Source organism: Paenibacillus sp. JJ-100 (genome assembly GCF_948329825.1).
GTDB lineage: Bacteria > Bacillota > Bacilli > Paenibacillales > Paenibacillaceae > Paenibacillus.
In genome coordinates this window covers 992754-1019723 of record NZ_CAOJCM010000002.1, presented here as the reverse complement: position 1 = coordinate 1019723, position 26970 = coordinate 992754, and the positions used below count along the sequence as shown (strand labels likewise).

Annotated in this window: 28 protein-coding genes and 1 other annotated feature; of the genes, 20 read left to right on the top strand and 8 right to left on the bottom strand. The window is 46.9% G+C overall.

Annotated features, from left to right (window positions below; genetic code table 11):
- Position 1: 1 nt before the first annotated feature.
- The 4 genes from PQG66_RS11210 to nirB all read right to left on the bottom strand — a co-directional run bounded on the left by PQG66_RS11210 (position 2) and on the right by nirB (position 4519).
- On the bottom strand, positions 2 to 631 hold the full coding sequence (locus PQG66_RS11210; RefSeq protein ID WP_272037747.1) for a YfbR-like 5'-deoxynucleotidase: 630 nt from the start codon (positions 629 to 631) through the stop codon (positions 2 to 4).
- A gap of 226 nt (positions 632 to 857) precedes the next feature.
- Complete coding sequence (locus tag PQG66_RS11205; RefSeq protein WP_272037746.1) at positions 858 to 1640, bottom strand: formate/nitrite transporter family protein; 783 nt, start codon at positions 1638 to 1640, stop codon at positions 858 to 860.
- A gap of 59 nt (positions 1641 to 1699) precedes the next feature.
- Positions 1700 to 2026, bottom strand: a complete 327-nt coding sequence (gene nirD, locus PQG66_RS11200; RefSeq protein WP_272037745.1) for a nitrite reductase small subunit NirD — start codon at positions 2024 to 2026, stop codon at positions 1700 to 1702.
- 63 nt (positions 2027 to 2089) lie between these two features.
- Positions 2090 to 4519: a nitrite reductase large subunit NirB gene (gene nirB, locus PQG66_RS11195; RefSeq protein WP_272037744.1), complete on the bottom strand. Its 2430-nt coding sequence runs from the start codon at positions 4517 to 4519 to the stop codon at positions 2090 to 2092.
- Positions 4520 to 4788: 269 nt separating this feature from the next.
- Between nirB and PQG66_RS11190 the strand changes: the two genes are divergently transcribed.
- Positions 4789 to 5496, top strand: coding sequence for a metal-dependent hydrolase (locus tag PQG66_RS11190; RefSeq protein ID WP_272037743.1), 708 nt, complete (start codon positions 4789 to 4791; stop codon positions 5494 to 5496).
- Positions 5497 to 5634: 138 nt separating this feature from the next.
- Here PQG66_RS11190 and PQG66_RS11185 read toward each other — a convergent pair whose 3' ends face one another.
- The 3 genes from PQG66_RS11185 to PQG66_RS11175 form a co-directional block, all read right to left on the bottom strand.
- Complete coding sequence (locus tag PQG66_RS11185) at positions 5635 to 5781, bottom strand: hypothetical protein (protein ID WP_272037742.1); 147 nt, start codon at positions 5779 to 5781, stop codon at positions 5635 to 5637.
- Complete coding sequence (locus PQG66_RS11180; RefSeq protein WP_272037741.1) at positions 5782 to 6102, bottom strand: hypothetical protein; 321 nt, start codon at positions 6100 to 6102, stop codon at positions 5782 to 5784.
- A 171-nt stretch (positions 6103 to 6273) separates the two neighbouring features.
- A complete protein-coding gene (locus PQG66_RS11175; RefSeq protein ID WP_272037740.1) occupies positions 6274 to 7347 on the bottom strand; it encodes a M42 family metallopeptidase in 1074 nt (357 codons plus the stop codon).
- Positions 7348 to 7989: 642 nt separating this feature from the next.
- On the opposite strand from PQG66_RS11175, the gene spoVAC reads away from it, so the two are divergent.
- The 17 genes from spoVAC to leuS all read left to right on the top strand — a co-directional run bounded on the left by spoVAC (position 7990) and on the right by leuS (position 24733).
- Positions 7990 to 8442 carry a stage V sporulation protein AC gene (gene spoVAC, locus PQG66_RS11170; protein WP_272038146.1) on the top strand — a complete coding sequence of 151 codons (453 nt, stop codon included), beginning with the start codon at positions 7990 to 7992 and terminating at the stop codon, positions 8440 to 8442.
- Positions 8439 to 9455, top strand: coding sequence for a stage V sporulation protein AD (gene spoVAD / locus PQG66_RS11165; RefSeq protein ID WP_272037739.1), 1017 nt, complete (start codon positions 8439 to 8441; stop codon positions 9453 to 9455). Before spoVAC ends, spoVAD begins: the two co-directional genes overlap by 4 nt.
- A gap of 5 nt (positions 9456 to 9460) precedes the next feature.
- A complete protein-coding gene (gene spoVAE / locus PQG66_RS11160; protein WP_090914950.1) occupies positions 9461 to 9811 on the top strand; it encodes a stage V sporulation protein AE in 351 nt (116 codons plus the stop codon).
- Positions 9812 to 9996: 185 nt separating this feature from the next.
- Positions 9997 to 10953 (top strand): AAA family ATPase, encoded by a 957-nt coding sequence (locus tag PQG66_RS11155; protein WP_272037738.1) that lies wholly within the window; start codon positions 9997 to 9999, stop codon positions 10951 to 10953.
- A 15-nt stretch (positions 10954 to 10968) separates the two neighbouring features.
- Positions 10969 to 12204, top strand: coding sequence for a DUF58 domain-containing protein (locus tag PQG66_RS11150; RefSeq protein ID WP_442955076.1), 1236 nt, complete (start codon positions 10969 to 10971; stop codon positions 12202 to 12204).
- The gene (locus PQG66_RS11145) at positions 12201 to 14411 is read left to right on the top strand and encodes a transglutaminase TgpA family protein (RefSeq protein ID WP_272037737.1); all 2211 of its coding nucleotides are present in this window, start codon (positions 12201 to 12203) and stop codon (positions 14409 to 14411) included. The genes PQG66_RS11150 and PQG66_RS11145 overlap by 4 nt, the downstream gene beginning before the upstream one ends.
- 108 nt (positions 14412 to 14519) lie before the next feature.
- Entirely contained in the window at positions 14520 to 15047 is a 528-nt protein-coding gene (locus PQG66_RS11140; protein ID WP_272038144.1) for a YqeG family HAD IIIA-type phosphatase, read from the top strand.
- On the top strand, positions 15044 to 16171 hold the full coding sequence (gene yqeH / locus PQG66_RS11135) for a ribosome biogenesis GTPase YqeH (RefSeq protein ID WP_272037736.1): 1128 nt from the start codon (positions 15044 to 15046) through the stop codon (positions 16169 to 16171). The genes PQG66_RS11140 and yqeH overlap by 4 nt, the downstream gene beginning before the upstream one ends.
- Before the next feature lie 50 nt (positions 16172 to 16221).
- Entirely contained in the window at positions 16222 to 17097 is an 876-nt protein-coding gene (aroE, locus tag PQG66_RS11130) for a shikimate dehydrogenase (protein WP_272037735.1), read from the top strand.
- 70 nt (positions 17098 to 17167) lie between these two features.
- Positions 17168 to 17461, top strand: coding sequence for a ribosome assembly RNA-binding protein YhbY (gene yhbY / locus PQG66_RS11125; RefSeq protein WP_272037734.1), 294 nt, complete (start codon positions 17168 to 17170; stop codon positions 17459 to 17461).
- A gap of 13 nt (positions 17462 to 17474) precedes the next feature.
- Positions 17475 to 18065 carry a nicotinate-nucleotide adenylyltransferase gene (locus PQG66_RS11120; RefSeq protein WP_272037733.1) on the top strand — a complete coding sequence of 197 codons (591 nt, stop codon included), beginning with the start codon at positions 17475 to 17477 and terminating at the stop codon, positions 18063 to 18065.
- Positions 18049 to 18615: a bis(5'-nucleosyl)-tetraphosphatase (symmetrical) YqeK gene (yqeK, locus tag PQG66_RS11115; protein ID WP_272037732.1), complete on the top strand. Its 567-nt coding sequence runs from the start codon at positions 18049 to 18051 to the stop codon at positions 18613 to 18615. Before PQG66_RS11120 ends, yqeK begins: the two co-directional genes overlap by 17 nt.
- Before the next feature lie 17 nt (positions 18616 to 18632).
- The gene (gene rsfS, locus PQG66_RS11110) at positions 18633 to 18980 is read left to right on the top strand and encodes a ribosome silencing factor (RefSeq protein WP_272037731.1); all 348 of its coding nucleotides are present in this window, start codon (positions 18633 to 18635) and stop codon (positions 18978 to 18980) included.
- The gene (locus tag PQG66_RS11105) at positions 18977 to 19882 is read left to right on the top strand and encodes a CvfB family protein (RefSeq protein WP_272037730.1); all 906 of its coding nucleotides are present in this window, start codon (positions 18977 to 18979) and stop codon (positions 19880 to 19882) included. Before rsfS ends, PQG66_RS11105 begins: the two co-directional genes overlap by 4 nt.
- Positions 19883 to 19906: 24 nt before the next feature.
- Positions 19907 to 20677 (top strand): class I SAM-dependent DNA methyltransferase, encoded by a 771-nt coding sequence (locus PQG66_RS11100; protein ID WP_272037729.1) that lies wholly within the window; start codon positions 19907 to 19909, stop codon positions 20675 to 20677.
- A 199-nt stretch (positions 20678 to 20876) separates the two neighbouring features.
- Positions 20877 to 21836, top strand: a complete 960-nt coding sequence (locus PQG66_RS11095; RefSeq protein ID WP_272037728.1) for a phosphotransferase family protein — start codon at positions 20877 to 20879, stop codon at positions 21834 to 21836.
- A gap of 126 nt (positions 21837 to 21962) precedes the next feature.
- Positions 21963 to 22215, top strand: a binding site (T-box leader).
- A gap of 73 nt (positions 22216 to 22288) precedes the next feature.
- Complete coding sequence (leuS, locus tag PQG66_RS11090; protein ID WP_272037727.1) at positions 22289 to 24733, top strand: leucine--tRNA ligase; 2445 nt, start codon at positions 22289 to 22291, stop codon at positions 24731 to 24733.
- Here the strand turns inward: leuS and comER are convergent.
- A complete protein-coding gene (comER, locus tag PQG66_RS11085) occupies positions 24714 to 25559 on the bottom strand; it encodes a late competence protein ComER (protein WP_272037726.1) in 846 nt (281 codons plus the stop codon). The two genes, leuS and comER, sit on opposite strands and share 20 nt — an antisense overlap.
- 182 nt (positions 25560 to 25741) lie before the next feature.
- On the opposite strand from comER, the gene PQG66_RS11080 reads away from it, so the two are divergent.
- Positions 25742 to 26329, top strand: coding sequence for a ComEA family DNA-binding protein (locus PQG66_RS11080; protein WP_272037725.1), 588 nt, complete (start codon positions 25742 to 25744; stop codon positions 26327 to 26329).
- Between the two features lie 44 nt (positions 26330 to 26373).
- Positions 26374 to 26895, top strand: a complete 522-nt coding sequence (locus PQG66_RS11075) for a deoxycytidylate deaminase (RefSeq protein WP_272037724.1) — start codon at positions 26374 to 26376, stop codon at positions 26893 to 26895.
- Positions 26896 to 26970: the final 75 nt, after the last annotated feature.

The following is a 26970-nucleotide window of genomic DNA, read 5'->3' as shown; positions in this document are numbered from 1 at the left end:
GTTATTGCTGTAATGCTTCTTCAGTAATTTTGCGGATATCAAACGGGGATCGAATGCCTTCTTCGATAATGTCAGGCAAGATGTGGTTCAGGAAATAACGGACACAGTGGAGGTCGATGTTTTTGATCTTGATCAATGCGTAGCGGTACATGACGATGAATTCTTTTTCCGTATTGCCACGCTGCAGTTCTGCAAATGCTTCATACACTTGATCCATCTTGTCCGCAACTTCCAGTATGAGTCCTTCCACCGAGTTGTCTTTGCCTTCACGAAGTTGTCTGCGGAAAATGTCCTGAAATTCAGGAGGAATGTTCTCATTGATAAAATGAGATATCATGCCTTCCTCGACCTGCTGCAACATGGAGCGAAGTTCTAGTGAGTAATGTTTGACCGGGGTTTTAATGTCACCAATAAATATTTCGCCATAATCATGGCTACTGGTAATCTCGTACAATTTCTTCCAATCAATGCTCACGCCTTGTTGTTCCTCAATGTCGGCAAGTGTTTTGGCGTATTGCACGACTTTCCAGGAGTGGGCAGATACACAGTGTTCCTCGAACTTGAATTTGCCAGGGGTTCGAATGATACGTTCAAGATCGTTCAGCGATCGGAAGTACGTATGAATTCCCATAGATGAGATCATCCTTTGCATGTTTAGGTGGTCGATACTCCGACTATACTTCTGTTATGTTAACCAGAGATTAAAGAGATATGCACTGTATGTAAATTGGTAAAGGGAAAATCAAAAAGCCACGGAATTGCTGAATCAGGTTCAGCATTCCGTAGCTGTCAGAAAACAGATCGGATCTATAACTTTGTAAATTAGCAAAATGAATGCGGAAGCGGGAGTTAAGACATCACGCTTTTTTGCGTACTGGTGAAGTGAACCAGTAAGCCATACCGACAAATAGAGCACCGCCGATGATGTTACCAAGTGTGACCGGAATCATATTGTGGAACCAGCCAGCCATAGAGATGGTATCCGGGTGGTTAGGCAACAGCCATGCCAGAGACAGCAGAGTCATATTGGCTACACTGTGCTCATACCCACTAGCGATGAAGGCATACAGGCACCACCAGATGAGAACGAGCTTAGCGATATCCTCTTTGGAGCGGGAAGACATCCAGATTGCCAAACATACGAGCCAGTTACATAGAATGCCGCGGAAGAAGAGCTCGGTTACCGGCGCACTCATTTTTTTAGCAGAAACAACGAACAACAGATGATCCGGGGTGGCGGTTTTGAAGATGCCGCTGCCCACAATGAGGAGACTGAGCAGGATAGCACCGATCAGATTACCTAGAAACACGAGTCCCCAGTTCTTCAATGTATCATTCACCGTAGTTCGTCCAGCGAGTGTACTCATTGTAAAAAACATGTTATTTCCCGTGAACAGTTCTGCTCCGGCAAAGATGACCAGCGTCAGGGCGAGTCCGAAGGACATGCCCATCAGCATCATTTGCAGAGGTGAATTCGCGGCGAGTAACGGAGCTCCGATACTAAAGATCAAGATAATTCCCAGACCTATATACGCGCCTGCCATTAAGGCAGAAACCATATAGCGTGGTAAACTTGCGTTCATCTGGTCCCTTTTTTTAACGGCAGCTTCAATAATTCCTTCAACACTTGGTGTATACATCTCGATTTCCCCCATTAATCAACATCAATCTAAATCCCGAATGTTATATGATGCAAAAGTTAAATAGCAATCCAGACCTGGTCGTTCTCCACCTTGACCGGATACATCTTCACCTGACCGTTATCTGGTGCTTGCACCTGCCCAGTTGTCAGATCGATTTTCCAGTCGTATAGCGGATCATAGAGATAGTGTCCAGAGACAATGCCTTCAGCCAGCGGACCGCCCTTAGGGTGGGGATTGTGGTTGTCAGCAGCAAAGATGGTGCCGTCCGAAGCACGGAATACGGCGAGCTGAAGATCTTCAATTTCTACAACTCTGCCAATACGTGGCAGAAATTCATCTATAGCCCCAGCCGGGAAATACGTGCCTGTTTGTTTGGTCGTCATCGTAAACCACTCCTTTATATCCATTCTTTTTCTCTACTTTGATTTATTGTCGTGTTATTTTGCTTACGGGCGAGCTGTGACTTCAATACTATGGAACATTTTACTTTGACCTTCCTCATCACGAATCGCTTTTTGCCAAGGCTCTTCCACATGTTGAAGGGCAAACTCGATTCGTTCCATCAGCGCTTTACGTTCCTCAAGGTTATCGACAACAACCGAACGGATATGCTCTAGCCCCATGCGTTCCACCCATTCGGATGTACGTTCGAGATAATTACCTGTCTCACGGTAATATTGCATGATGGCTCCGCATAATTCAATCAATTCATCATCCGTTTTTACTTTGCAGAGCGAGTCAGCAAGTCTTGCTTTGATACCACCGTTACCACCTATAAAAATCTCCCAGCCGCCATCATTACCAACGATACCGATATCCTTTGTGCAAGCTTCTGCACAGTTCCGAGGGCAGCCATTCACGGCATATTTGAATTTAGCGGGCAGATCCAGTCGTTCAAATTTACGTTCGATTCTCGCTCCCATGGCCATCGAATCCTGTGTGCCGAAGCGGCAGAATTGGGAACCAACACATGTTTTGACGGTACGAAGCGATTTTGCGTAAGCGTAACCTGAAGGCATATCCAGTTCAGCCCACACTTTAGTTAAATCTTCTTTTTTGACACCGATGAGATCAAGACGTTGACCGCCTGTCACTTTCACGGCTTTGATATCGTATTTGACCGAAACATCAGCGATCCGCTTCAGATCGGCTGGTGTTGTGACCCCGCCGTACATCCGAGGTACAACGGTGTATGTTCCGTCTTTTTGAATGTTTGCGTTCATGCGTTCGTTGACGAAACGGGATTCTTTTTCATCCTCATGAGTATCTGGATAGATCATGCCCAGATAGTAGTTGATGGCCGGGCGACATTTCGAGCAACCCTCAGGCTGACTCCATCCCAGTACGTTCATCACTTCTTTGCTCGTTTGCAACCCTTTTTCCCGAATTTCAGCTACAATTTCATCCCGTCCAAGCGTAGTACAGCTACAGATTCCCTGTTTGCCGCCCTCCGTGAAGTTATCTCCGAGTACATACTGCAAAATTTGTTCCACGACGGGTTTACATCCTCCGCAAGAGCGGGTTGCACCCGTACAGGCTTTGATCTCATCGACCGTAGTCATCCCCTGATTCGTAATGACATCCACGATTGCACCTTTGGTCACACCATTACAGCCACAGACAATTTCATCTTCCGGCATGGTTTCAACAGACGTCGCTTTTTTATGACCACCGCAACCTGTGCCCATGAGAGAACTGTACAATTCTTCTGTCATTTCGGTCTGGTTCTTGATCAGTTTCTGCAATTCGGCAGAATCATTAATGTCACCGAAGAGTACAGCACCTACCATTTTATTGTCACGGAGCAGAATTTTTTTGTAGGTACGTTTCCAGTCGTCTTTTTGCGAAATGACGGTATGCTCTGGGCTGTCAATGAATTCTCCGGTAGAGAAGACGTCTACACCCGAAATTTTTAATTTGGTTGAAACAACAGAGCCTTCATATGGGGCAGTTTCGACGCCGCAGATATGTTTTGCAAGAACCATACCTTGCTCAAAGAGTGGAGCTACGAGTCCATAACAGACGCCACGATGTTCTGTACATTCACCTACAGAGTAAACGTCTTTCAGAGAAGTCTGCATATAGTCATCTACGATAATGCCTCGGTTAACTTCAATCCCACTCTCGCGGGCAACAGCTGTATTTGGCTTAATTCCAACGGCCATAACTACAAAATCTACATCCAGTACAGAATCGTCGGTGAAACGAATGCCTTCAACCCGTTCTCCGCCAAGCAACTCGGCAGTTTGTGCTCCCATTTTGAACTTAATTCCTTGACGTTCCAGTTCTGCTTTCAACATTGCAGAAGCCTGCGGATCGAGCTGGCGTTCCATCAGATCATCCATCAGATGTACAACCGTAACGTCCATGCCGAGTTGCACTAGTCCTTTGGCTGCTTCCAGACCCAGCAGTCCGCCCCCAATAACAGCTGCTTTTTTGTATGCTTTTGCTGCTTCCAGCATGATATTGCAATCCGCGATATCACGGAACCCGACGACGCCTTGCTTGTCATGACCAGGTACAGGCAGGATAAACGAACTTGAACCCGTTGCAATAATGATTTTGTCGTATGGAGCACGTTGTCCGTCCTCGGTTACAACCTCACGGTTCTCTGCGTCAATGCGGACAACGGTTGTTCCAGTGTGCAGTGTAATGCCATATTCCTCATACCAGTGAAGATCGTTCAAGACGATGTCATCGAGTGTTTTGCTGCCTTCCAGGACATAGGACAACATAATCCGATTGTAGTTAGGGTAAGGTTCTGTACCAAAAACCGTAATATCAAAACGTGAAGATAATTTTAAAATTTGCTCCACGGTGCTTATTCCAGCCATACCATTACCTATGATAACTAGTTTTTCTTTGTTTCCGTTCATGTGAGTGCCTCCTTGGGTAAACCTGTGCATTTACCAACATTTTTAATGGCTTATATTTGAATTATACAATGACTACCTCATATATAATGTGATTTAATTCACTAAATACGATAGATCATTCATATAAAAAGAAGTGTGATGGCTGTCACGAAACTAAAAAAAATTTTCGGAAATGAGAAATGCGAACTATTGTTCTTGTTTTTCGTTCGTTGTAAGATTGGAGTGGGGTCGGTTACTTCCCTATTTTTTCGAAAGGACGTTTATGCAACATGATGGGAAGATCCCACCTGATTATCGGTACAGGCGTTTCACTTTCAGCATTGCAACTCATGGGAATGCAGGTTACCGCTCCAGCTGTAACCGTGGCACTCATTGGCTCGTTGCTGCCTGATATTGATGAGCCTAATTCACTGCTCGTGTCCAAAGCTCTGCCAAGTAGTTTGATTCGACTGCTGCAGACAGTTCTTTTACCTGCGGCTGTATTTGTGTATTTCTATGTTCAGGCAAAACCGTGGAATCTGCTGCTCGCCATATTGATCGGGCTTGTATCGTTCCTGCCTTCGCGATCATTACGTAAAGTGCTGATGTTTGCGATTGGACTGGGTCTTGTTTTCTATGGACATGCTTTTGCCCCTTGGAATCTGATTGCTGGCAGCTTGCTTATGTTAAGCACTACACTAACTCACAGGGGATTAACGCATACCTTGTATGGCACAGCGGTCTGGACAGGTCTGTTGTACACTACAACACAGCAGCAGAGTCCAGAAATCTGGGTAGCAGGAGGTTCTGCCTATGCCATTCATCTGCTTGCTGATTCGTTGACGAATCGAGGCATTCGTCCGTTACCGCCACTGAAGCTTCGTATTCGGGCGAACCTGATGAGTACAGGAACCAAGCACGGAGCCATCGTGGAGAATGTCTGCGTGATGTTGACACTCATTTTGGCCTGGATTGCCTTCTCACCTTTGTTTCTGTAGCAAACAACCAAACGCCAGCCCATCATTTATGGACTGGCGTTATAGGTCAAAAGTTCTGATCAAGAGACGGGGCTAAGCGGTCACTGTCTCTCTTTGAAATAAAACTCCGATAAAAATCAAATCAGAATACAGATCATTCTAGACTTTGGTAGGTGTACCGCTAAGCGTTTCGATATCTGTAGAACCAAACACAAATAAAACAATAAGAATAAATAAAATCAACATATTGGCAAACCCGACTCCATCAAACTCAGACATCACAGCCACCTCTTTCTTACCTGGCATTTAGGAATTTATACGTTGCTGAAAAGCCTGAATCACATCGTTCAGGGTCATATCGCCGCCGGTTTCATCCAAAAACTGTACGAGTTTATCTGAATTGGAAGGCTGCACTTTTTGAAGTGTTTTGTACTGGCCCACTACTTCTATAACCAATGTAGCTTCTCTAAATAGTGTGACTGCATCCACCCTTAATTTTCCACTAACCAACAATGCTGCAACAATTAGCTCAAGTTGTTTTCCTTTTAAATTGCCGTTTAGAAGGGTGTTTGCGGCATTTGTTTTTCTAGAACCTTTATTGGATTTTCCATTCCTCCCCATAGCCATACAAAGTCCCCCGTTGGTTGATGTGTTTAATATCATATGTAACGGATATTCAACATGTTCTAACCATTAATCTATTTGCGAAAACAATAGAAAAAGAGATACTCCTACCGAAAAGAAATCCGATGAAGTATCCCTACATTTTGAAATGTAACCTCTGAAGTTAGATCGAGATTAGGCGTTATTAATAATCGTGTCCATCGTTGTGCGATCGAGGCCCTTCACAAGCTTCACGATCAACTCTTTGGCTGCATCATAATCATCTGTATGAATAATGGAAGATGAGGTGTGAATATAACGTCCGCAGATACCAATTACGGTAGAAGGTACACCAATACCACTTAAATGGACTTGACCTGCATCCGTTCCGCCTGGTGAGATGAAATATTGTGTCTTGATTTTGTGGGTGGAAGCAGTATCCTTCACATACTCCACCATACCACGATGCGTGAACATCCCCGGGTCATAGATGCGAAGCAATGCGCCTTCACCGAGATGACCGAAGGACTGCTGATCTCCCGTCATGTCATTCGCCGCACTACAGTCCAGCGCAAAGAAAATGTCTGGTTGGATAAGGTTGGCTGCTGTACGTGCTCCACGTAACCCCAATTCCTCTTGAACCGTCGCGCCCGAATAGAGCGTGTTAGGCAACTTCTCCTGATGCAATGCTTCCACCAGCTCAAGGGCTAGGCCCACACCGTATCGGTTATCCCATGCTTTTGCCATGATCTTCTTAGGGTTGGCCATCGGTGTGAATTCGCAAATTGGCACAATCTGCATCCCGGGATGAATCCCCCACGACTCTGCCTCTGCACGATCGTCAGCACCGATATCCAGATACATGGAATTCAGATCTACCGGTTTGCTGCGCTGGGATTCATCCAGCAAGTGAGTAGGGGTAGAGCCAACAACACCTGTAATACGCCGTTCGGGAGTAATGATCTGAAGGCGTTGGGACAGCACGGCCTGACTCCACCAGCCACCTAGCGGACGAAATTTAATCATGCCCGTTTCTGTAATCCCTGTTGTCATAAAACCGACTTCATCAAAATGACCGGCGACCATGACCTTCGGGCCAGATTCATCTCCGCGCAAAACACCAAAGAGACTGCCCAGACGATCCTGTACAAATTCATTGGTATACATGGACATCTGTTCTTTCATCCAGCCTCGCAATTCGCGTTCAAAGCCGGAAGCGGAAGGGAATTCCGTTAACGTTCGGAACATATCCAGCGTTTTTTCATTCATGTGTCAACAACTCCTCTGTTCATATGTATCAATCAGTTCACAGTAGAACGGCTACTGATCTGGTATCCTTTTTACGTTCAAAGGACTCATTATTAACCACTGGTCACATTATAGTATGAACCTTGTACAAGTGATTGTCCATGTTTATGTCACGTTTTTAAGGCATAATTTTTGATAAAAAGTTAGGATTTGGCATCTTTGCATCCGCTGTTGTCTCAATCACCAAGTCGTTTCCCTGAATAGATTATACAAGGGAGTCGTGTTCTTGAGATCCAGACTCTTCTTTAAATAACGTTCATACGCAGGGGAAGGAGTCGGGATATTCAATGAAACCTCCTGAAGAAGGTCGTGAGAAGATGCTATTTATTGTTCTTTTTATTTTGCTCGTTATCATTCTTCTTTATTTATAACCACAAAGAGTGTCTAAAATAGCGGCGTGAGCTCCTCTAATTTCGACTTACCTGATCTTTGGAAACATATGCTGTTCCTCGCCGGATACATAACCTTCCCGATAATGACAAACAATGTATAGAAGTGATTCACACAGGCACTTAGCCGCAACTGAAACATTTAATATATAAGGAGGTTATATACTTGGCTGGTCCATCTTCAACTGGAAAGAAGAAAACCTCGTCCCTATCTATGGATGAAAAAGAATATAAAAAGGTTGCTAAAAAGCACGAACCTTCACGTCCGATTCTCAAAAATTGCTTGAAGGCTTTCTTAGTAGGAGGAACCATCTGTTTAATTGGACAAGCCATTCAGGAAGCCTTTATGGCCGGAATGGACATGACTTCCAAAGAAGCAGCCAGTCCAACGGTAGCAGTTCTGATTTTGATCTCCGTAATTTTGACTTGCCTTGGTGTGTACGACAAGATTGCGCAGTGGGCAGGAGCGGGGACAGGTGTACCCGTGACTGGATTTGCGAATTCCATGTGCTCGGCTGCGCTGGAACATCGTGCTGAAGGTCTGGTGCTTGGTGTCGGAGCGAATATGTTTAAACTCGCGGGTTCTGTCATCGTATTCGGGGTTGTGGCAGCGTTTGTCATCGGGATTGTGTACGCCTTTCTTGGATTCGGAGGTGGTCATCTATGAAACGGTTAGGTCGGCAGACATGGGAGTATGATCATCGGCCGCGAATTATAGGCAGAGCTGCTGTTGTAGGGCCAGATGAGGGTAAGGGGCCGTTATCTTCTGATTTTGATTATATCTATGACAATCTGGAGATCGGTGAGAAAACGTGGGAAAAAGCAGAGCGTAAACTTCTTGAACAAGCCTCTCAGCTAGCATTGGTGAACGCGAATCTGACGAAGGAAGAACTGCATTACTTTGTTGGTGGAGATCTGATGAACCAGATTATTAGCAGTTCGTTTTCAGCCAGAAAGCTAGGGGCACCTTATTTGGGTGTATTTGGAGCTTGTTCTACCTCTATGGAAACGTTAGCCCTGGCTTCCATGATTGTGGATTCTGGTGCCGGTGACTATGTGCTTGCTGGTACGGTAAGTCATAACTGCACGGTAGAGAAGCAGTTTCGTTATCCGACGGAATATGGTTCTCAGAAGCCTCCATATGCACAATACACGGTCACCGGTTCCGGTTGTGGCATTATATCCCGCTCGGGTCAAGGTCCGATTGTAGCTAAAGCAACGATAGGTCGGATTATGGATCTTGGGATTAAAGATCCGTTCAATATGGGGGCAGCGATGGCACCGGCAGCGGCAGATACGATTATTTCCCATTTCAGAGATACGGGACTGGAGCCAGGATATTATGATCTCATTGTGACAGGGGATCTGGCATCTGTCGGTTTGCCTATTACGAAGGAACTCTTGCATAAAGAGGGGATTCCAATGGAGCAGACAGTGTTCAACGATTGCGGGCTGATGATCTATGATCGTGAGAAGCAACCACAGGTCGTTGCTGGAGGAAGTGGTTGCGGGTGTTCAGCTACTGTTACTTATGGTCACATCCTGAACCGGATGCAAAAAGGTGAGCTGAAGCGAGTACTTGTTGTTGCAACAGGTGCATTGCTGTCTCCGCTCTCATACCAGCAAGGTGAGAGCATTCCGTGTATTGCACATGCGGTAGCTATTGAACAGGAGGAATAGAAGAGATGCAATTTCTATGGGCTTTTATCGTTGGTGGTCTGATCTGTGTCATAGGACAGTTGTTGATGGATGGTGCGAAATTAACACCTGCACATACGATGAGTACACTTGTGGTTGCTGGAGCTGTCGCGGATGCATTTGGTCTATACGACCCACTGGTAAAGTTCGCTGGTGCAGGGGCATCGGTACCTATTACAAGCTTCGGTAATTCATTGGTACATGGCGCATTAACTGAACTGGAAAAAGAGGGATGGATCGGCGTAATCACCGGTATTTTTGACCTAACAGCAGCAGGGATATCGTCAGCGATTATTTTTTCGTTTCTTGCAGCACTTGTTGTCCGGCCAAAAGGTTAACTATTATAAAAATCAGCAATAGCCTCGGATCAATATGATCTGGGGCTTTTTTGTCGTTTTCATGCGATAAATGCGTGAGTCTGACGACTGGAAACAAATTGTGACTTTCTCCGAGTGTACTCATGACCTTGGATCATGTACAATAAAAGGAAATCTGTATGCTTTTTTAGGAGGTTAGACCACAAATGCCTGTGCGCAATGAGTCGATCCAAATCATATCTGCAGTTCGTTCTAATCTGGAATCCTGCATTATGGGGAAGTCCTTTGAAATTCAACTTTTACTCACAGCTTTGCTTGCAGGCGGACATGTTCTTATCGAAGATGTACCGGGAACGGGCAAAACACAGTTAATCAAAGCATTATCGAAATCCATGCGCGGTGAATACCGACGTATTCAATGTAATCCGGATATTTTACCGAGTGATATTACGGGTGTCTCTGTTTTTCATCCGAAGGACGAGCGTTTCTATTTCCGCCCGGGTCCGGTCATGACTAATATATTGCTCGCAGACGAGATCAATCGCGCAACGACTAAAACGCAATCTGCACTGCTGGAGGTTATGGAAGAACGCAGTGTAACCGTAGACGGTGACACCTATGATCTTCCCCATCCTTTCATGCTATGCGCAACACAGAACCCGATTGATTTTGAAGGAACATATACGCTGCCTGAAGCGCAGCTTGACCGTTTTATGTTGAAAATTAGTCTAGGATATCCTGATAAGGATATCGAAAAAACATTGCTCAAACAGCATCAATCCGGACAGCCAGTAGACCGATTGGAATCGGTAACCCATATGGATCAGATTTCAGCAATTCAGCAGGAGATTAAGGAAGTTTTTATTGGAGATCCTGTGATGGATTATCTGCTGGATGTTGTTCGCCAAACGCGCAACCACCCATCTGTACTGCTTGGCGCCAGCCCAAGAGCAGCGATATCCTTCATGATGGCTGTAAAAGCTTTTGCTTTCTTGCAGGAGAGAGACTATGTTCTGCCTGATGATGTGAAAACGATGGCTCCCTATGTATTATCACATCGTATCGTTCTTCGTCCTGAATCCAGACTGGACAGCATGAATTCAGAAGCAGTTCTGAACGCAGTATTACAGCAGGTTCGTGTACCTGTATCGATGGGGCAATAATTGATGAGGCTGCTTTTGACTACAGTCAATCGAGGCCTGCGCCACCCTCGCGTATGGGGCATCGCAGTGGTGTGGATGTGCTGTCTGGCGTACGTATTGTTTCAGGGAGGAAAGACCTCGCTTATGCTTCTGTCCATGGTAACACTGCTCTGCGTGTACCTAGCGATCGCTGGCTTCAGCGGAGTGAAACGGGCTCAGGGCGTACGCAGGCTCTCTTCCGGACAGGATCATGAAGAACTGCTTCATGCCGGTGATCAAGTTCAGGTGAAGCTTAGCTTGACCATTCCAGGATTTCTTCCGCTTCCTTATGTGGTTGTCCGTGAGATGCTGCATCGACATAATGGAGAATCGTGGTCTTTTAAGGAGAGTCTGATCCCGAGTATGCGGGGAACAGGTGAACTGTCCTTTCAGACCCCGCCGCTTGAGCGGGGAAAGTATGTTTTTTCGGAAACAGAATGTGCCAGTGAGGATATTTTTGGACTAATTGAACATCGAGGGACATTCCAGGCGAGCGGAGAGTTTCGTGTGTTACCTCGCACGGTGTTTATTCCATATTGGCAGCTGTATGATCGCAAGTCACGTTTGTCAGGACCGCAGACGGCTCTGACACGTTCGCGCCGGGAAACAACCCAGATTAATGGTGTGCGTGACTATGTTTATGGGGATCGTCTTTCTCGAATTCACTGGAACGCTACAGCCAAGACAGGCACTTGGAAATCGAAAGAGTTCGAGCATGAATCAGTACCCAAAACGGTTTTGGTTTTGGATGCCATGGCAGGAAGCTATCCGCACGGAGAAGCGTTTGAGCTGGCCGTGTCTACTACAGCCTCTCTCTTGGAGTATGGAACAAGAGAACGCATGGGGATGGGGCTGTTAACCTTGGGTAAAAAATCCTCTTTTATGCCGCCAAGTGAAAGTTTGATGGAACGCCAAAAGATGATGCATCATCTAGTCGACGTTCAACACAATGGAGAGGACGCTTCACTGCTTCCCAGCGTGGAGAAAATAGCCCGTCAGTTTCCGCAGGGAGCCTATTTTGTCGTCATTTCCCCACAGAAAGACGAAAAAATACTGGAACTGCTACGCTGGGCAGATACACGCGGCATGACTCCATGTCACATTTTGATTGCTTCATCGGAATCCCGCCAAAGTAAGGAATGGAACGCCATGCTGCGTGGCAGGGGCACGAGATCATTCACCGTTGCTCACCTGCAAGAGCTTCCAACGGTCATGGGGGGAGGTTCGGTATGAACGCCAGAAGAAATGAAGGCTTCGGATTAAAAAGATCATGGTACCATGCGGCATCCTTGCTCTGGATATTTCTCATTGCTCTGCAATGGTTATCGTTTACTCAGGAGTCTTGGTATACGGAGACCACTTCGCTGGTGCTGTGGACGCTGGCCGCTATATGTATTTTGGAGGTTATCCTTCCCTTTAAAGTGCTGTATCGAACGATCGTCAAAGCCATCGTGGTTTTGTATCTTTTGCATAAAACGTTAATTGAGTACAATGTGTACATTCCCTATGGCACGTTAACAGAGCGCACGGAGCAATTTATTCTGCATATGCCTCCGTATATTTGGTTTTCTCTGTGTGCATGGGTGATGTTAGAGGCGGCGCTTCGCCTTGTGAACTCAACCCGCCGCATTCTTGTGTTTCTCGGAATAAATATTATATCTATGGGTATTCTGGATTCTTTTACAGAGATTCCCCTCTGGGTTGAGATCGCCTGGGTGATGTTTGCGGGCATGGGCTGGCTTGTATGTCAGCACTTCCGAAATTATCAACTGCAGTACCCGCAGGGCTGGAAACGAATGATTCGGTATCCTTATAAAATACTGGCGAATATTGCTATCATTTTCTCATTAATTATTGTTGCCAGTGTGAACATGCCAGAAATTCCACCAACCTTGACGGACCCGTACACCGCTTGGCGGAATTACACGGGAACATCTGCAAGTCAGTCAGGGAATGGAGTATTGGATATTCCTACGGCAACGGAGTCGGGATACAGCCGAGAGGACAATCAGCTTGGCGGAGGATTTAACTTTGATTACACCCCTGTGATGTCGGTTACGACCAGTGATCGAAGCTACTGGCGCGGTGAAACGCGTTCTGAATATACGGGCACAGGTTGGGATGAACCTGGACGTTCATCTATGGATAATGTAGGAGCCGGTGAGACACTGGAGAATGAACAGACTGGTACGGTTAATACGAAAAAGATCACGCAGAAAGTGACGATGCTGAATGACACCGTGTATCCAATCTTGTTCGGAGCATATTCCATCTCTCAGATAAGTTCGGTAGACGGTGAAGAACGAGCGGATCGTATGCTTTGGAACGCCGAGCGTGCTGAGTTACATGTGGTCACGTCGCGTCAGCAACCGCAGTATCCCAAGAGCTACACTGTTGTATCAGAAGTGCCAATTATCGTAGAAGATGAGCTTCGTACCAAATCAGCTGAAGCTCTGTATTCAAATAATCCCGCAGATGACCAATACTTGCAGTTGCCGTCCCGCTTTCCTAAGCGGGTAGAGGATCTTGCTGCCGAAATTACAGCTTCCGCAGATACACCGTATGAAAAAGTAGCATTACTGCAAGACTATTTACAACAAAACTTCAATTACACGAACAATCCGGATTTATCCCGGAAAGTGAGTAACGATTTTGTCGAGGGTTTCTTATTTGATATTCGTGAAGGGTACTGTGATTACTTTTCCACTGCGCTTGTAATGATGGCAAGATCGGAAGGTATTCCAGCCAGATGGGTTAAGGGGTACGCCCCTGGACAGATGTCTCTGAATTCGGAAATGCAGGCTCCACGTCAGCCCGGTGCACCAATTGAGACAACCTATACCGTGACAAATGCAGATGCGCATTCATGGGCAGAAGTGTACTTTGGTGAGTATGGATGGATTCCGGTTGAGGCAACACCGGGTTTTGATATGCCCCTACTGACCGAAACGCCGGATGTCCAGCCTGCTGATCAGCCGGAGGATGAGCCAGAAGAAGAGCCAGTTCAAGAAGAACAAACACCGGCTCCTGAGCAGACTACAGCTGCGATTCCAGGCTTTGTGATTTGGATTGCAGGCGCTGTTATCCTACTGTGGATTGCTTACATGTTCTGGCGTAACCGTCTCTCCATGCGATTCTTGCTGCTTCGTCTGCGAACAGGCAGACCGCTGACACCTGAACAGAAGGTGCTGGCTGAGACAGAGCGCTGGATTCGTTATGCGAGAAGGCAAGGATTGACTCGTAGTGGAGATGAAACACTTCGTGAGTCTGTGACCCGATGGAGTGAGCTCAGACCATCAGCTCGGAAGACATTAGAAGAGCTACTTACGAAGTTTGAACAGACCCGCTACAGTCCAGCGACCGTAACCGCTGATGACTGGAAGGTTGTCTATCAGGCAGCTTTGAAGCTGCGGAAGGAATTGAAAGCGGAACGGGCATAAAGTGCAGCCCGTCCCGTTTTTCCTTTTTTATAATGATAAAAGGTGTTTTCATTTTCAGGAAAGACGGATTTGTGATATAGTGTGTCGTATGAAACTGAGGTGACTTCTTTGTTTAAAATGTTACTGCCCAAACTGCGCGTAGACACCGTTTTTGATATTGATTTAGAAGAACTATACGCTCAAGGCTATCGTGGAATTATAACTGACCTGGATAATACACTTGTTGGAGCTAAAGCACCTGATGCCACACCCGAATTGATAGAATGGTTCGCGCGTGTAAAAGAGGTCGGATTCAAGCTGATGATTGTGTCCAATAACAATCTGAATCGCGTATCCCTGTTTGCAACTCCGCTGGATATCCAGTTTGTGCATAGTGCACGTAAACCATCCAATGTACCGTTTCGTAAAGCAATGAACATGATGGAGCTTACGCCCGAGAAAACCATTGTTGTAGGGGATCAGATGCTCACTGACGTTTATGGAGGGAACAGGCTAGGTCTGTATACAGTTCTGGTGCTGCCAATTGCCATAGGGGATGAGGGCTTTATGACGCGTTTCAATCGGAGAGTAGAACGAATTGCGCTGTCAAGTTTGCGTAAGAAAGGCTTATGGCTTGAGGAGGAAAAGAAGAAATGACAGAACCGCATAACGGCAGCATTGCCGTAAGATGCAGTGGATGCGGCGTGAATCTACAAACGGAAAATCCGGACTTGCCCGGATTTGTTCCAGAGAAGGCACTTGACCGTGAACCGGTCATCTGCCAGCGTTGTTTCCGTATCAAAAATTATAATGAATCATCATCTGTCACGGTAGATCAGGACGAGTTTCTGGCACTGCTCAGCAAAATCGGGGATAAGGATGCACTTGTCATTCATATCGTTGATTTGTTTGATTTTGATGGAAGTATTATCTCCGGTTTGCAACGCTTTGTTGGTAACAACCCGGTGTTGCTTGCTGTGAACAAAACGGACTTGCTCCCTAAAGTAACTAACTGGAATAAGATTCGGAATTGGGTACAAAAACAAGCCAAAGAACAGGGACTTCGTACAGTCGATGTGGTTCTATGCAGTGCGAAGCAAAATCAAGGTTTTGACCGTCTGCTTGAGCTTGTGGGCACGTATCGTGGAGATCGGGATGTGTACGTTGTCGGTGGAACCAATGTTGGTAAATCGACACTGATTAATCGCTTGATTCGAGACTACAGCGATCTGGAACAGGAACTGACAACCTCTCGCTATCCGGGAACAACGCTGGATATGGTGAACATTCCGCTAGATGATGGTAAATATATTATCGATACACCAGGAATTGTGTATCCATGGCGGTTTAGCGAGATCGTTTCACGTAAGGATCTGGCTGCTATTATGCCGGAGAAACCGCTTAAACCTGCGGTGTATCAATTGAATTCTGGTCAAACGCTGTTCTTCGGCGGCATGGCCCGGTTTGATTTTATTGAAGGGGAGCGTCAATCGTTCACTTGCTTTATCAGCACGGCGTTAAACATTCACCGGACGAAGCTGGAGCGAGCGGACGACTTATACCGTGAACATCTGGGAGAATTGCTGTCACCGCCAACACGAGAAGACGCAGCGGAGATGCCGGAATGGACCAGACATGAATTCCGGATCAAACGGGGCAGCCAGTCTGATGTCTTTATCTCTGGTCTGGGCTGGATCAAGGTTAACGGTGATAACGGTGCTTTGATTGCAGTTCATGTTCCAAAAGGGATACGGGTACAGATTCGTCCTTCCTTGATCTAGTTGGGTATAGGTTTGACATTCGAACAACGGATCTGATTGGAGGGTAATCCATGTCGGCAGAGAATAAGTTCAATTCTTTACTTCCTGTGCTGCTTGGTGTCATGGGTGATCCGATTGCCCATTCCAAGTCGCCGGTAATGCATAATGCTGCTTTGCAGGCTGCGGGTATTAATGGAATGTACATGCCGCTTCATGTGAAGCCGGATCAACTGCAAGCTGCTGTTCGGGGAATCGTTGCACTAGGTTACCGTGGTGTGAATGTCACGATCCCGCACAAGGAGCAGGTAATGCAATATATTGACGTTATTGATGAAAGTGCCCGATTAATCGGGGCAGTAAACACGATTGTGAACGATAATGGTACGCTGACAGGGTATAATACAGATGGAATGGGTTATGTCCGTTCCCTGAAAGAAGAGGCTGTTCCTCATATTGAGGGGAAGCGAATTGCCGTGCTTGGCGCAGGCGGTGCTGCAAGAGGGGTAATCTACGCGCTGGCGCAGGAGAAGCCCGAGCGGATCAATATTCTGAACCGTACAGCCGACCGGGCGACCGCTCTTGCTGCGGATTTACGCGGTCATGGTCTGGGAGAGATCGGTGGCAGTGGAATGGAAAACGCACAAGCTGTACTTGCTGAGGCAGATATTGTTATTAATACGACCGCAGCGGGGATGCATCCACATGTGGGTGAGGTGCCGGTTGATCCTACCTGGATTCGCGAAGGAGCAGCAGTCAGCGATCTCATCTATAACCCTCTGGAAACCCGTCTGTTGCAAGAATCCCGTATGCGCGGCTGCGTCGTTCATGGAGGACTGGGAATGTTTATTTATCAAGGTGCTATTGCCTTTGAGCATTGGCTTGGCATTCCGGCTCCGGTGGACACGATGAGACGTGCAGTATTGGACAGTTTTTCAAATTATAATTGAACGGCCAGGTCACCCAACAGCTTTGGGTTGTGATAGGGGACCTGCTCAACATAAGGAGTATGGAGTATTCATGTTAACTGGTAAACAAAAGCGCTTTTTGCGGTCACAAGCACATCATTTGACCCCTGTATTTCAGATTGGTAAAGGGGGCACGAATGAGCATCTGTTCCGCCACATTGAAGAAGCTATCGAGAAGCGTGAGTTGATGAAAGTGCAAGTGTTGAATAACAACCTGGATGATAAAAATGAAATTGCTGAAGAGGTTGCTCGTGAAACAGGCAGCGAGCTAGTACAAGTGATTGGCAGCACAATCATTCTGTATAAAGAATCTCGTGACAATAAACAAATTGAACTTCCAAGATAAGGAGCGTGGCGCGGTGAAGATCGGCATCATGGGTGGTACGTTTGATCCGATCCATATGGGGCATCTGCTTGCAGCTGAAGCGGCAAGGGATTCGCATGCACTGGATGAAATATGGTTTATGCCGTCCCATGTCCCGCCTCACAAACCTGAAGCAGGTGCAACGGGACAGCAGCGACTGGAGATGACAGAAGCGGCTGTAAAGGATGCTCCGCAATATGAAGTGTTGGGCATCGAGATGGAACTTGGCGGTGTATCGTATACCATTGACACCATGCGTGAACTATGGCGCCGTCACCCCGAGCATGAGTTTTTTTTCATTATCGGGGCGGACATGGTGAATTATCTTCCAAAATGGGAAGAGATTGAAGAGCTTGTGTCTAAACTGACCTTTATCGGTGTTGGACGTCCAGGCTTTCAACTACATCTGGACGATCTTCCAGAAACATTGCAAGATCGGGTGCTAATGGCTGAAATGCCACTGGTTGATATTTCATCCACGGCAATTCGCAGGCGTCTTGCGAAAGGGCATTCCGTGCGTTTTATGATTCCGGATGCAGTTCATGACTACATTGTAAGGGGCGGTTTATATGGCACTAAGCCGTGAGGAGTTAATACAGGCTGTATCTGCTCAGATGCCAGCCAAACGCTGGAAGCATACACAGGGTGTCATGGAATCAGCGGTTGCTCTGGCTGAAAAGTATGGTGCAGACCCGGTAAAGGCGGATGTAGCGGCGATTCTACATGACGTGGCCAAATATTGGCCGGTAGCTGAGATGGAAGCAGTGATTCGTGACAACAGTTTAAATGTGGAACTCTTACAACACGATAAGCAGCTCTGGCACTCGGAAGTGGGGGCTTTTGTAGCCGAACGTGATTATGGTGTGTCCGATTCCGAAATTATTGAAGCCATTCGGTGGCATACTTCTGGTAGGGTAGGTATGAGTCTGCTGGACAAAGTAGTCTGCCTTGCCGATTATATTGAACCGGGACGAGATTTCCCGGGTGTAGAGTATATTCGTGAGCAGGCACAGCGTAGTCTGGAGGAAGGTTTAATTGCGGGTTTTGATTCGACAATCAGCCTGCTGCTCTCCCAGCGCCGTGTCATCTATCCGCTTACTGTGCTCTCACGTAATGATTTGATTGCACAATTATAGATTATGGAGGTTCGTTCATGACAGTCTCACCTAAAGAACTTATGAACATGGTGGTTACCGCCGCTGATGATAAAAAGGCGTCTAACATCGTAGCGCTTGACCTGAACAATATCTCGCTCGTTGCTGATTATTTTGTGATCTGCCACGGGAATTCCGATACTCAGGTGCAGGCAATTGCAACAGAGATTCGCAAACAGGCTCACGAAGCTGGTGTGACAATTAAAGGCATTGAAGGTATGGACTCCGCACGTTGGGTACTGATGGATCTTGGTGATGTGGTCGTTCACGTATTCCATCGTGATGAGCGTGAGTATTACAACATTGAGCGTCTCTGGTCTGACGCCAAAGTGGTGGAACCGGTATGAGTTTGATTGCAGGAACAGTCGTCTCTCTGCCGGTTTCACGTGAAGTATCTCCATTCGGCTACTTTTTGACGACAGGATCGGAAGACGTGTTGCTTCACTATACCGAGCTGACTCGGGATATCAAAATTGGTGAAACGCTGGAGGTTTTTGTATTCTTCGATACAGAAGATCGTCTGGCGGTTACGATGAAAAAGCCTTACCTTACCCTTGGCGAAATGGCGAAACTGGTAGTAGCGGATGTGCATCCACGACTGGGTTGCTTCCTGGAAATGGGCCTCGGACGCCAATTGCTGCTTCCAATTCGCGAGTTACCTGAACTCGAAGAACTGCGTCCACAAGTTGGGGATGAAGTGTTCGTCATTATGGAGCATGACAAGCAAGGACGTTTACGTGCCAAATTGGCTGGAGAACGCGAACTTGCACCGCTTGCCTTCCACGCACCAACAACGTGGGTGAATGAGTGGGTTGAGGCTCTTGTGTACAAGCCACTTCAGATGGGGACTTTTGTTCTCGTTGATGGTGGTGTGCTTGGATTTGGCGCGATTGGTATGATCCATTCCTCGGAGCGTAGCCATATGCTGCGTTTGGGTGAAAAGGTGAAATGCCGGGTTACGCTGGTGCGTGAAGATGGGCGTGTTAATCTCGCCATGACACAACGCAAAGAAGTTGGACGTAACGAAGATGCGGACAAGCTGCTTGCTTTTATGAAAGAGCGTCCTATGGGTGGTATGCCTTATTCGGATGCGACACCGCCGGATATTATCAAGCAACGCTTTGGCATCAGTAAATCCGCATTCAAACGTGCTCTCGGTAAGCTGATGAAAGATGGACTGGTGGTTCAAAAAGAAAACTGGACGTATCTGTCCGAATCTGCTCCTACATCACAGCAAGAAGAGAAGTAAATGAATTGAAAGTGCGGTGCCGACATGTCTTACCGTAAATTTGCCTACGTTTACGATGAATTAATGGAAGATATGCCTTATCCAGATTGGATCAGGTTTGCAAGAACGGCTTGGGAGCAGCATGGCATGCCCAAAAGTGTTGCCGAGCTTGGCTGTGGAACGGGGTCAATCACCATCCCACTAGTGAATTCCGGGTTTGAAGTAACAGGCATTGATCTCTCGGCAGATATGCTGTCTGTTGCGCGTAGTAAAATGGAAGCGACGCCTCAGGGACACCGTTTGTACCGGGAAGGCAGTGTGCGCTGGGTGCAGCAGGATATGCGCGATTGGAGAGTGCCGGAACCTGTCGATTCGGTCATTTCGTTCTGTGATTGTGTGAATTATTTGCTAGAATCAAAAGATGTCATTCGTACATTTGAACGGACATATGAAATGTTGAAGCCGGGAGGCTCGTTTCTGTTTGATGTGCATCATCCAAATACATTGATACGGTATGATGAGGAACAACCTTTTGTATTAGATGAGAGATCGGTTTCGTATATCTGGACGTGTGATCTTGACCAGGAACGGTGTGAGATCGAGCACCATCTGAGCATCTTTTCTCGGTTGGATGATGGCAACAAGGACACATATCAACGATTTGAGGAAGTTCATGTGCAGCGCGCCTATGACCCGGACTGGATGAAGCTGGAATTAAGTAAAGCGGGCTTTCGAGATGTGAAAGTCTATGCAGACTTTGAGTGGAAAGAGGCTGGAGATAGCGCACAGCGCTTGTTCTACGTGGCGATAAAATAAGGAATCAATCGGATTAATGATGTCTAAATAGCTTGAACCCAAAATGAACTGTCCTTCTGTAGCGAGTGCGAATGCTGCTAGGGCAGTTTTTTTGATCCGATATGATAAAAGGTATTGCTGCTTGAAGGAAAGGACGACATAATAAATAGAAAGCGTTTTCTAAGGAAAGACCATATTCCAGTAGCGGAGGGTTATCCAGATGGAAAGTACATATAAAACGAGGTTGTCCAAAGAACAGTTGGACCAGATTATCACGCATCACCTTCATGCGAACATTCAGGAATATGAGGAAATGGTAGACGGTTGGGCGAATCATGCTTATAAGTTGAAGCTTCTTGACGGTAGGGAAGTTGTGTTGAAAATTGCACCCTCGGCTGCGACCCGGTTGATGCGCTGTGAACAGAATCTGATGACGGCAGAAGTGGAAGCGCTCCGGCTTGTTGCCAAACTCCAGAATGTCCCTGTCCCTCAAGTACTTGCTTATGATGATTCACTTCATCTGGCTCCCGCGCAATTCTTCATTATGGAATACATGTCAGGCAGTCCGTATAACCAGGTTAAAACGCAGTTCACTGTAAAAGAACAGGAAGAGATTGAGCAGCAGCTGGGCTGTTACAATCAGCGAATTAACGAGATTAAGGGGAAGCGTTTCGGTTATTTTTCGGGGGAAGATAGACAACGTAAGACGTGGAAAGAAGCTTTCTTGATGTTAATGGACGATATGCTCGTCGATGGGCAGGAGGCGGAGGTTGATATCGGGATAGAGTACAACGAACTGAGAGATTTGATAGAGCAGAAATCGGATGCACTGGATGACGTGACGGAGTCCGTTCTGATTAGCTGGGATCTGTGGGATGGCAATGTGTTGGTGCAGGATAAGAAAATTACAGCTATTATTGATTTTGAACGTTCGTTATGGGGAGATCCGTTGATGGAGCATTATTTCAGTCATTTTAACTATACTCCAGGATTCCTGAAAGGGTATGGCCGCGAGGTCGTGACAGAGAATGAGCAAAAGCGCAGAAGTTTGTACGATTTGTATTTTGACCTAGCCCTGCGCATCGAATGTGACTACCGTCAGTATGATAATCAGGAGCATATCAACTGGACCATTCATAATTTGAAGGATGGGATTGAACGTTTTCGGAAAATGAAGTAACTAGTGCTGTATAACTAGTTGCTGTATAAGTAATGCTGGATGAAGGTTAATTAACGTCTACAAGTTTGTAAAACGCGATATTGACTTTGGGCTTGCATTTTTATATAATGCTTCCTATATTGTATACATCTTTCGATGATAAGGATTAGTAGTAAATGCTGTACATGACAGAGAGTCGGCGGTTGGTGCAAGCCGATTGACAGTGTTCTGCGAACTCACCTTGGAGAAATGCGGTGATTACACCGTTCTGTGCTTACTGTACGGAACCGGAAATCCGCATCGGTTAACCGCCGTTACAGGTCTAAAGGGAGTGGATGACGAAGCACGTTCATCCGCTAACTAGGGTGGTACCACGGGAATTCAACCTCTCGTCCCTAGCGCTGCAAACGCTACGGGATGCTGAGGTTTTTTTGTTGTTATTGAAGCGCGTTCAACCTGAAGGAGGAATATAGATGAGTGAGAATCATCAGCCGAAGCACGGCTATCAGCCGCAAGTGATGGAGAAAAATTGGCAACAATACTGGGATGAAAATAAAACGTTTAAAACAGGTGAGGACCCTTCCAAACCGAAGTTTTACGCACTGGATATGTTCCCATACCCATCGGGTTCGGGACTGCACGTAGGTCACCCGGAAGGATATACGGCGACAGATATTATCTCTCGTTACAAACGTATGCGCGGATACAATGTTCTGCATCCAATGGGCTGGGACGCTTTCGGTCTGCCTGCAGAGCAGCATGCGTTGGATACGGGCGAGCACCCGCGCCACATTACATTCCGTAACATTGACAACTTCCGTCGTCAGATTAAATCGCTTGGATTCTCGTATGACTGGGATCGCGAGATCAGCACGACAGATCCTGAGTATTATAAGTGGACACAGTGGATCTTCATCCAACTGTACAAAAAAGGTCTGGCTTATGTCGATGAAGTACCGGTGAACTGGTGTGAAGCATTGGGAACGGTGCTGGCGAACGAAGAGGTTATTGACGGTAAAAGTGAACGCGGCGGACATCCGGTCGTGCGCAAACCGATGCGTCAATGGGTGTTGAAAATTACAGAATACGCAGAGCGTCTCCTGGAAGATCTGGAGGATCTGGATTGGTCGGAAAGCATCAAGGACATGCAACGTAACTGGATCGGTAAGTCAACCGGTGCTGAGGTCGTATTTGCCATCGAAGGACGTGAAGAAGTCATTAAAGTGTTCACCACACGTGCAGATACATTGTTCGGTGCAAGCTTTGCTGTGCTGGCTCCAGAGCATGAACTGGTGGAAGTGATCACGTCTGAAACGGAGCGCGAGGCAGTCAAAGCATATCAGGAGCAGGCTGCGCGCAAGAGTGACTTGGAACGTACGGACTTGGCAAAAGAGAAAACAGGCGTGTTTACAGGTGCGTATGCCATCAATCCGGTCAATGGAGCGAAACTGCCGATCTGGATTGCGGACTATGTACTGGCTGGTTACGGTACAGGTGCTGTTATGGCTGTTCCGGGACACGATTCTCGCGACTGGGAATTTGCGAAGCAGTTTGATTTAAATATCATCGAAGTTATCGAAGGCGGAGATGTTTCAAAAGAGGCTTACACAGGAGACGGTGCACACGTAAACTCCGAATTCCTGAACGGTTTGAATAATGAGGAAGCTTCAGCGAAGATGATTGCTTGGCTGGAGGAGAATGGCAAAGGACAAGGGAAAACAACGTACCGTCTGCGCGATTGGCTGTTTAGCCGTCAACGTTATTGGGGAGAGCCGATTCCTATCCTGCACTTGGAAGATGGAACGATGAAGACAGTGCCGGAAGATCAATTGCCTCTGCTGCTGCCTGATATCGACCAGATCAAACCTTCAGGCACAGGTGAATCCCCACTGGCCAACGTTACGGACTGGGTGAATACAGTAGATCCGGAAACGGGTATGAAGGCTCGCCGTGAAACGAACACCATGCCGCAATGGGCAGGAAGTTGCTGGTATTACCTGCGGTTTATCGATCCACACAATGATAAGGAACTGATCTCCAAAGAGAAAGAGCAGCAATGGCTGCCGGTTGACCTGTATATCGGTGGAGCAGAACACGCAGTACTTCACTTGCTGTATGCTCGTTTCTGGCACAAAGTACTGTATGATCTGGGTGTGGTCCACACCAAAGAGCCGTTCCAGAAACTGGTCAACCAGGGGATGATTCTGGGTACCAACAATGAAAAAATGAGTAAATCTCGCGGTAACGTCATTAACCCGGATGAGATTGTTAACGAATTCGGTGCCGATACACTGCGTCTCTATGAAATGTTTATGGGGCCTCTGGAAGCAACCAAACCTTGGAATGCCAATGGGGTAGAGGGGATGTATCGTTTCCTTTCCCGTGTATGGCGTTTGTTCATCAACGAAGATACTGGTGAGATCAATGAGAAAATTACAGTTGATGGTGGAACGGATGAGTTCAAACGGACGACTCACAAAACGATCAAAAAAGTTACTGAAGATCTGGAGCATCTGCGTTTCAACACAGCGATTAGTCAGCTGATGATTTTCGTCAACGATGCATACAAAGCGGATACTCTTCCTCGCGAATCGATGGAAAGCTTTGTACAACTGCTGTCCCCTCTGGCACCGCATATGGCAGAGGAGCTGTGGAGTCGTCTTGGACATGAGGGCGGCATTACGTACGTAGCTTGGCCGGAGTATGATGAGTCGATGACGGTGGATGCAGAAGTAGAAATCGTGGTTCAAGTCAATGGGAAGATTGTAACCCGCACCACAGTTGCGAAAGATCTGGATGCACAGGGAATGCAGGACTACACCATGGAGCTGGAACCTGTGAAGCAGGTGCTGGAAGGCAAGACTATTCGTAAAGTCATTGCCGTTCCAGGGAAACTGGTTAATATTGTTGCCGGTTGATTTCGCTGGCACGGAACACCTCATCCAGCTTGACTAAATCTTCATCGTATTTTGCATGTGTTGTGTGAATCAGGCTGTCAAATACACCATCCAAGTTATTTCTGAGTAGTGCAAGTGCCTGAGCGGTTATTCCGCCAGGTACCGCGACACGAGCCTGAAGCTCTTGCGGGGTATAACCTCCTTCGGTGAGCAGCTTACCTGTACCAACCAGCATCTCACTGGCAAGAGCACAGGCATCTGCTCGCTTGATACCTGTTAATCGTACAGCACTGTCGATCCATTGCTCCAGGAAAAATGATATGAAAGCGGGGCCGCAGCTGGAGAAGTCAGATGTGATTCGAGTACAGGCTTCATCCACATGATAGGGTTTACCAATATGACTCATCAATCCTTCGAGTATAGAGCGGTCTTCTACAGTCATACGTTCGCCATGGATAAACAAGGTTGCTCCGCTGCCAACCTGGTGTGTCACACTGGGGATAACCTTGGAGACTTTGCAAGGGAGTGAAGTTTCCAGATGGCGCAACTGTACAGGGCTGGTGATCGAGACAATTATGTGATTGGAATTCACAACAGGCAAGATGTCATCAATGACATGTTTGAATTCCAGCGGCTTCACGCACAGGAAGATGATGTTGCTGCGAATCACCGTTTCCCGATTACTCTGTGATTCGTGTAGCCCAGGATAACGGAGGGAAAGCTGACGTACTTTGGATGGAGTTCGATTGCTTGCTGCAATCTGACGGGGTTCAAGTGCACCGGATTGGATCAGGGCATAGATCAACAGGCTGCCCATGCTGCCGGTTCCGATAAATCCAACCTTCATTGGTTCAGGCCTCCTTTCATGCTTTACGGTAATGGCGCAATATCTTCCTTCTATTGTATGCATGAGACTCTAGTCCACATGACATGAAAATATGTAACTTATAGAAGAGAAAGCATATACGGTTCGGAAGCACCGCCCGTATTCGAAATGATTTCTATTTTGAATGAGGGAGTGTGCGGAAGATGAGATGGAACAAGGCGATGTCCATTGCTGCGGCAGTGGTTGGATGTATACTGATATTATGGTCGGGCATAAGTGAACAGCCACCTAGTGGATGGGAACCCATGCAGCTCGGCGCTGATCAGCCGACAAGGGAGCAGAACTCATCTGCTGTACAGTCGGCTGCTTTGGTTCGGGATAAGACAACTGGTGCACCAAGTGATAACGGAACCGAGCGGCAACTCAGTACTCCAAATGCAACGGAAGGCTTGAAGGATAAGGAGTCTGAAGCTGATGATGCTAAGCAAGATGATCCACTTGCTCAGCCACAGGTTCAGATCGATGAGAATCGCTCATCTGTTTCGGACAAGGCACCTAAATTGGTTGGTGAAACTAACGGGGAAACGGACGATCTTGGCAAGATCGATGTGAATACGGCACCGATCTCCAAACTCATAGAGCTTCCCGGGATTGGGGAGAAAAAAGCTCAGGCGATTGTAGATTATCGCAATGCGCATGGTCCTTTTGCCAAAGTTAGTGATCTGACCAAGGTGAAGGGGATTGGCATGAAGATGCTGGAGAAGATGGCTCCATATGTACAGATTCGGTGAGCACAACAGGATAGAAATGGTTCATAGCGGGAGGGGAAGACTGCATGAGTACAGTAGAGCTTCGCAAGGATTGGGATACGTATTTTATGGATATTGCCTATATGGTTTCCACACGTTCCCGCTGTCCACGCCGACATGTGGGGGCTGTGCTGGTTCAAGGGAAAAAACTGTTGGGTACCGCCTATAACGGTGCTCCGATGGGGGTGCCGGATTGCTCCGAGGCAGGTTGCATGATATCGGAAGAATATGAGCTTGTGGCCACGGATGGTCAGGAGGAAATGGTGAAAAAACAGCGCTGTATTCGTACGATTCATGCGGAGCAAAATCTGCTTTTATTCACAGATCGGATTGACCGTGAAGGTTCCTCTGTATATGTAACCGATGAGCCTTGCTGGACATGTGCGAACATGCTGGCGAATAGCGGGGTTACGGAGATTGTATTTCATCGCTCGTACCCTAAAGATACGAACAAAGTGAAAAATATGATGCAGCAGAAAGGTATTTCGTTCCGCAGACTGGAGAATTACCAGCCTCCACGAGAAACTATGATGACTGTAAGCAACTAACTAGAGCAATCGGTAAAGAGATATGGTGGGGGAAACGCCAGCGATAGAAAGCGATATTTTATAGAGTGTCATGTA

Excerpts from the sequence above, each read along its gene's own strand:
- nirD (WP_272037745.1), bottom strand. The coding sequence starts at position 2,026 with ATGACGACCAAACAAACAGGCACGTATTTCCCGGCTGGGGCTATAGAT.
- PQG66_RS11190 (WP_272037743.1), top strand. The coding sequence starts at position 4,789 with ATGATGGGAAGATCCCACCTGATTATCGGTACAGGCGTTTCACTTTCA.
- PQG66_RS11075 (WP_272037724.1), top strand. The coding sequence starts at position 26,374 with ATGAGTACAGTAGAGCTTCGCAAGGATTGGGATACGTATTTTATGGAT.
- PQG66_RS11175 (WP_272037740.1), bottom strand. The coding sequence starts at position 7,347 with ATGAATGAAAAAACGCTGGATATGTTCCGAACGTTAACGGAATTCCCT.
- PQG66_RS11105 (WP_272037730.1), top strand. The coding sequence starts at position 18,977 with ATGAGTTTGATTGCAGGAACAGTCGTCTCTCTGCCGGTTTCACGTGAA.
- leuS (WP_272037727.1), top strand. The coding sequence starts at position 22,289 with ATGAGTGAGAATCATCAGCCGAAGCACGGCTATCAGCCGCAAGTGATG.
- PQG66_RS11155 (WP_272037738.1), top strand. The coding sequence starts at position 9,997 with ATGCCTGTGCGCAATGAGTCGATCCAAATCATATCTGCAGTTCGTTCT.
- spoVAE (WP_090914950.1), top strand. The coding sequence starts at position 9,461 with ATGCAATTTCTATGGGCTTTTATCGTTGGTGGTCTGATCTGTGTCATA.
- yqeK (WP_272037732.1), top strand. The coding sequence starts at position 18,049 with ATGGCACTAAGCCGTGAGGAGTTAATACAGGCTGTATCTGCTCAGATG.
- aroE (WP_272037735.1), top strand. The coding sequence starts at position 16,222 with ATGTCGGCAGAGAATAAGTTCAATTCTTTACTTCCTGTGCTGCTTGGT.
- spoVAD (WP_272037739.1), top strand. The coding sequence starts at position 8,439 with ATGAAACGGTTAGGTCGGCAGACATGGGAGTATGATCATCGGCCGCGA.
- yqeH (WP_272037736.1), top strand. The coding sequence starts at position 15,044 with ATGACAGAACCGCATAACGGCAGCATTGCCGTAAGATGCAGTGGATGC.
- PQG66_RS11100 (WP_272037729.1), top strand. The coding sequence starts at position 19,907 with ATGTCTTACCGTAAATTTGCCTACGTTTACGATGAATTAATGGAAGAT.
- spoVAC (WP_272038146.1), top strand. The coding sequence starts at position 7,990 with ATGGATGAAAAAGAATATAAAAAGGTTGCTAAAAAGCACGAACCTTCA.
- PQG66_RS11205 (WP_272037746.1), bottom strand. The coding sequence starts at position 1,640 with ATGTATACACCAAGTGTTGAAGGAATTATTGAAGCTGCCGTTAAAAAA.
- nirB (WP_272037744.1), bottom strand. The coding sequence starts at position 4,519 with ATGAACGGAAACAAAGAAAAACTAGTTATCATAGGTAATGGTATGGCT.
- PQG66_RS11185 (WP_272037742.1), bottom strand. The coding sequence starts at position 5,781 with ATGCCAGGTAAGAAAGAGGTGGCTGTGATGTCTGAGTTTGATGGAGTC.
- PQG66_RS11145 (WP_272037737.1), top strand. The coding sequence starts at position 12,201 with ATGAACGCCAGAAGAAATGAAGGCTTCGGATTAAAAAGATCATGGTAC.
- PQG66_RS11210 (WP_272037747.1), bottom strand. The coding sequence starts at position 631 with ATGGGAATTCATACGTACTTCCGATCGCTGAACGATCTTGAACGTATC.
- comER (WP_272037726.1), bottom strand. The coding sequence starts at position 25,559 with ATGAAGGTTGGATTTATCGGAACCGGCAGCATGGGCAGCCTGTTGATC.
- rsfS (WP_272037731.1), top strand. The coding sequence starts at position 18,633 with ATGACAGTCTCACCTAAAGAACTTATGAACATGGTGGTTACCGCCGCT.
- yhbY (WP_272037734.1), top strand. The coding sequence starts at position 17,168 with ATGTTAACTGGTAAACAAAAGCGCTTTTTGCGGTCACAAGCACATCAT.
- PQG66_RS11080 (WP_272037725.1), top strand. The coding sequence starts at position 25,742 with ATGAGATGGAACAAGGCGATGTCCATTGCTGCGGCAGTGGTTGGATGT.
- PQG66_RS11180 (WP_272037741.1), bottom strand. The coding sequence starts at position 6,102 with ATGGCTATGGGGAGGAATGGAAAATCCAATAAAGGTTCTAGAAAAACA.
- PQG66_RS11095 (WP_272037728.1), top strand. The coding sequence starts at position 20,877 with ATGGAAAGTACATATAAAACGAGGTTGTCCAAAGAACAGTTGGACCAG.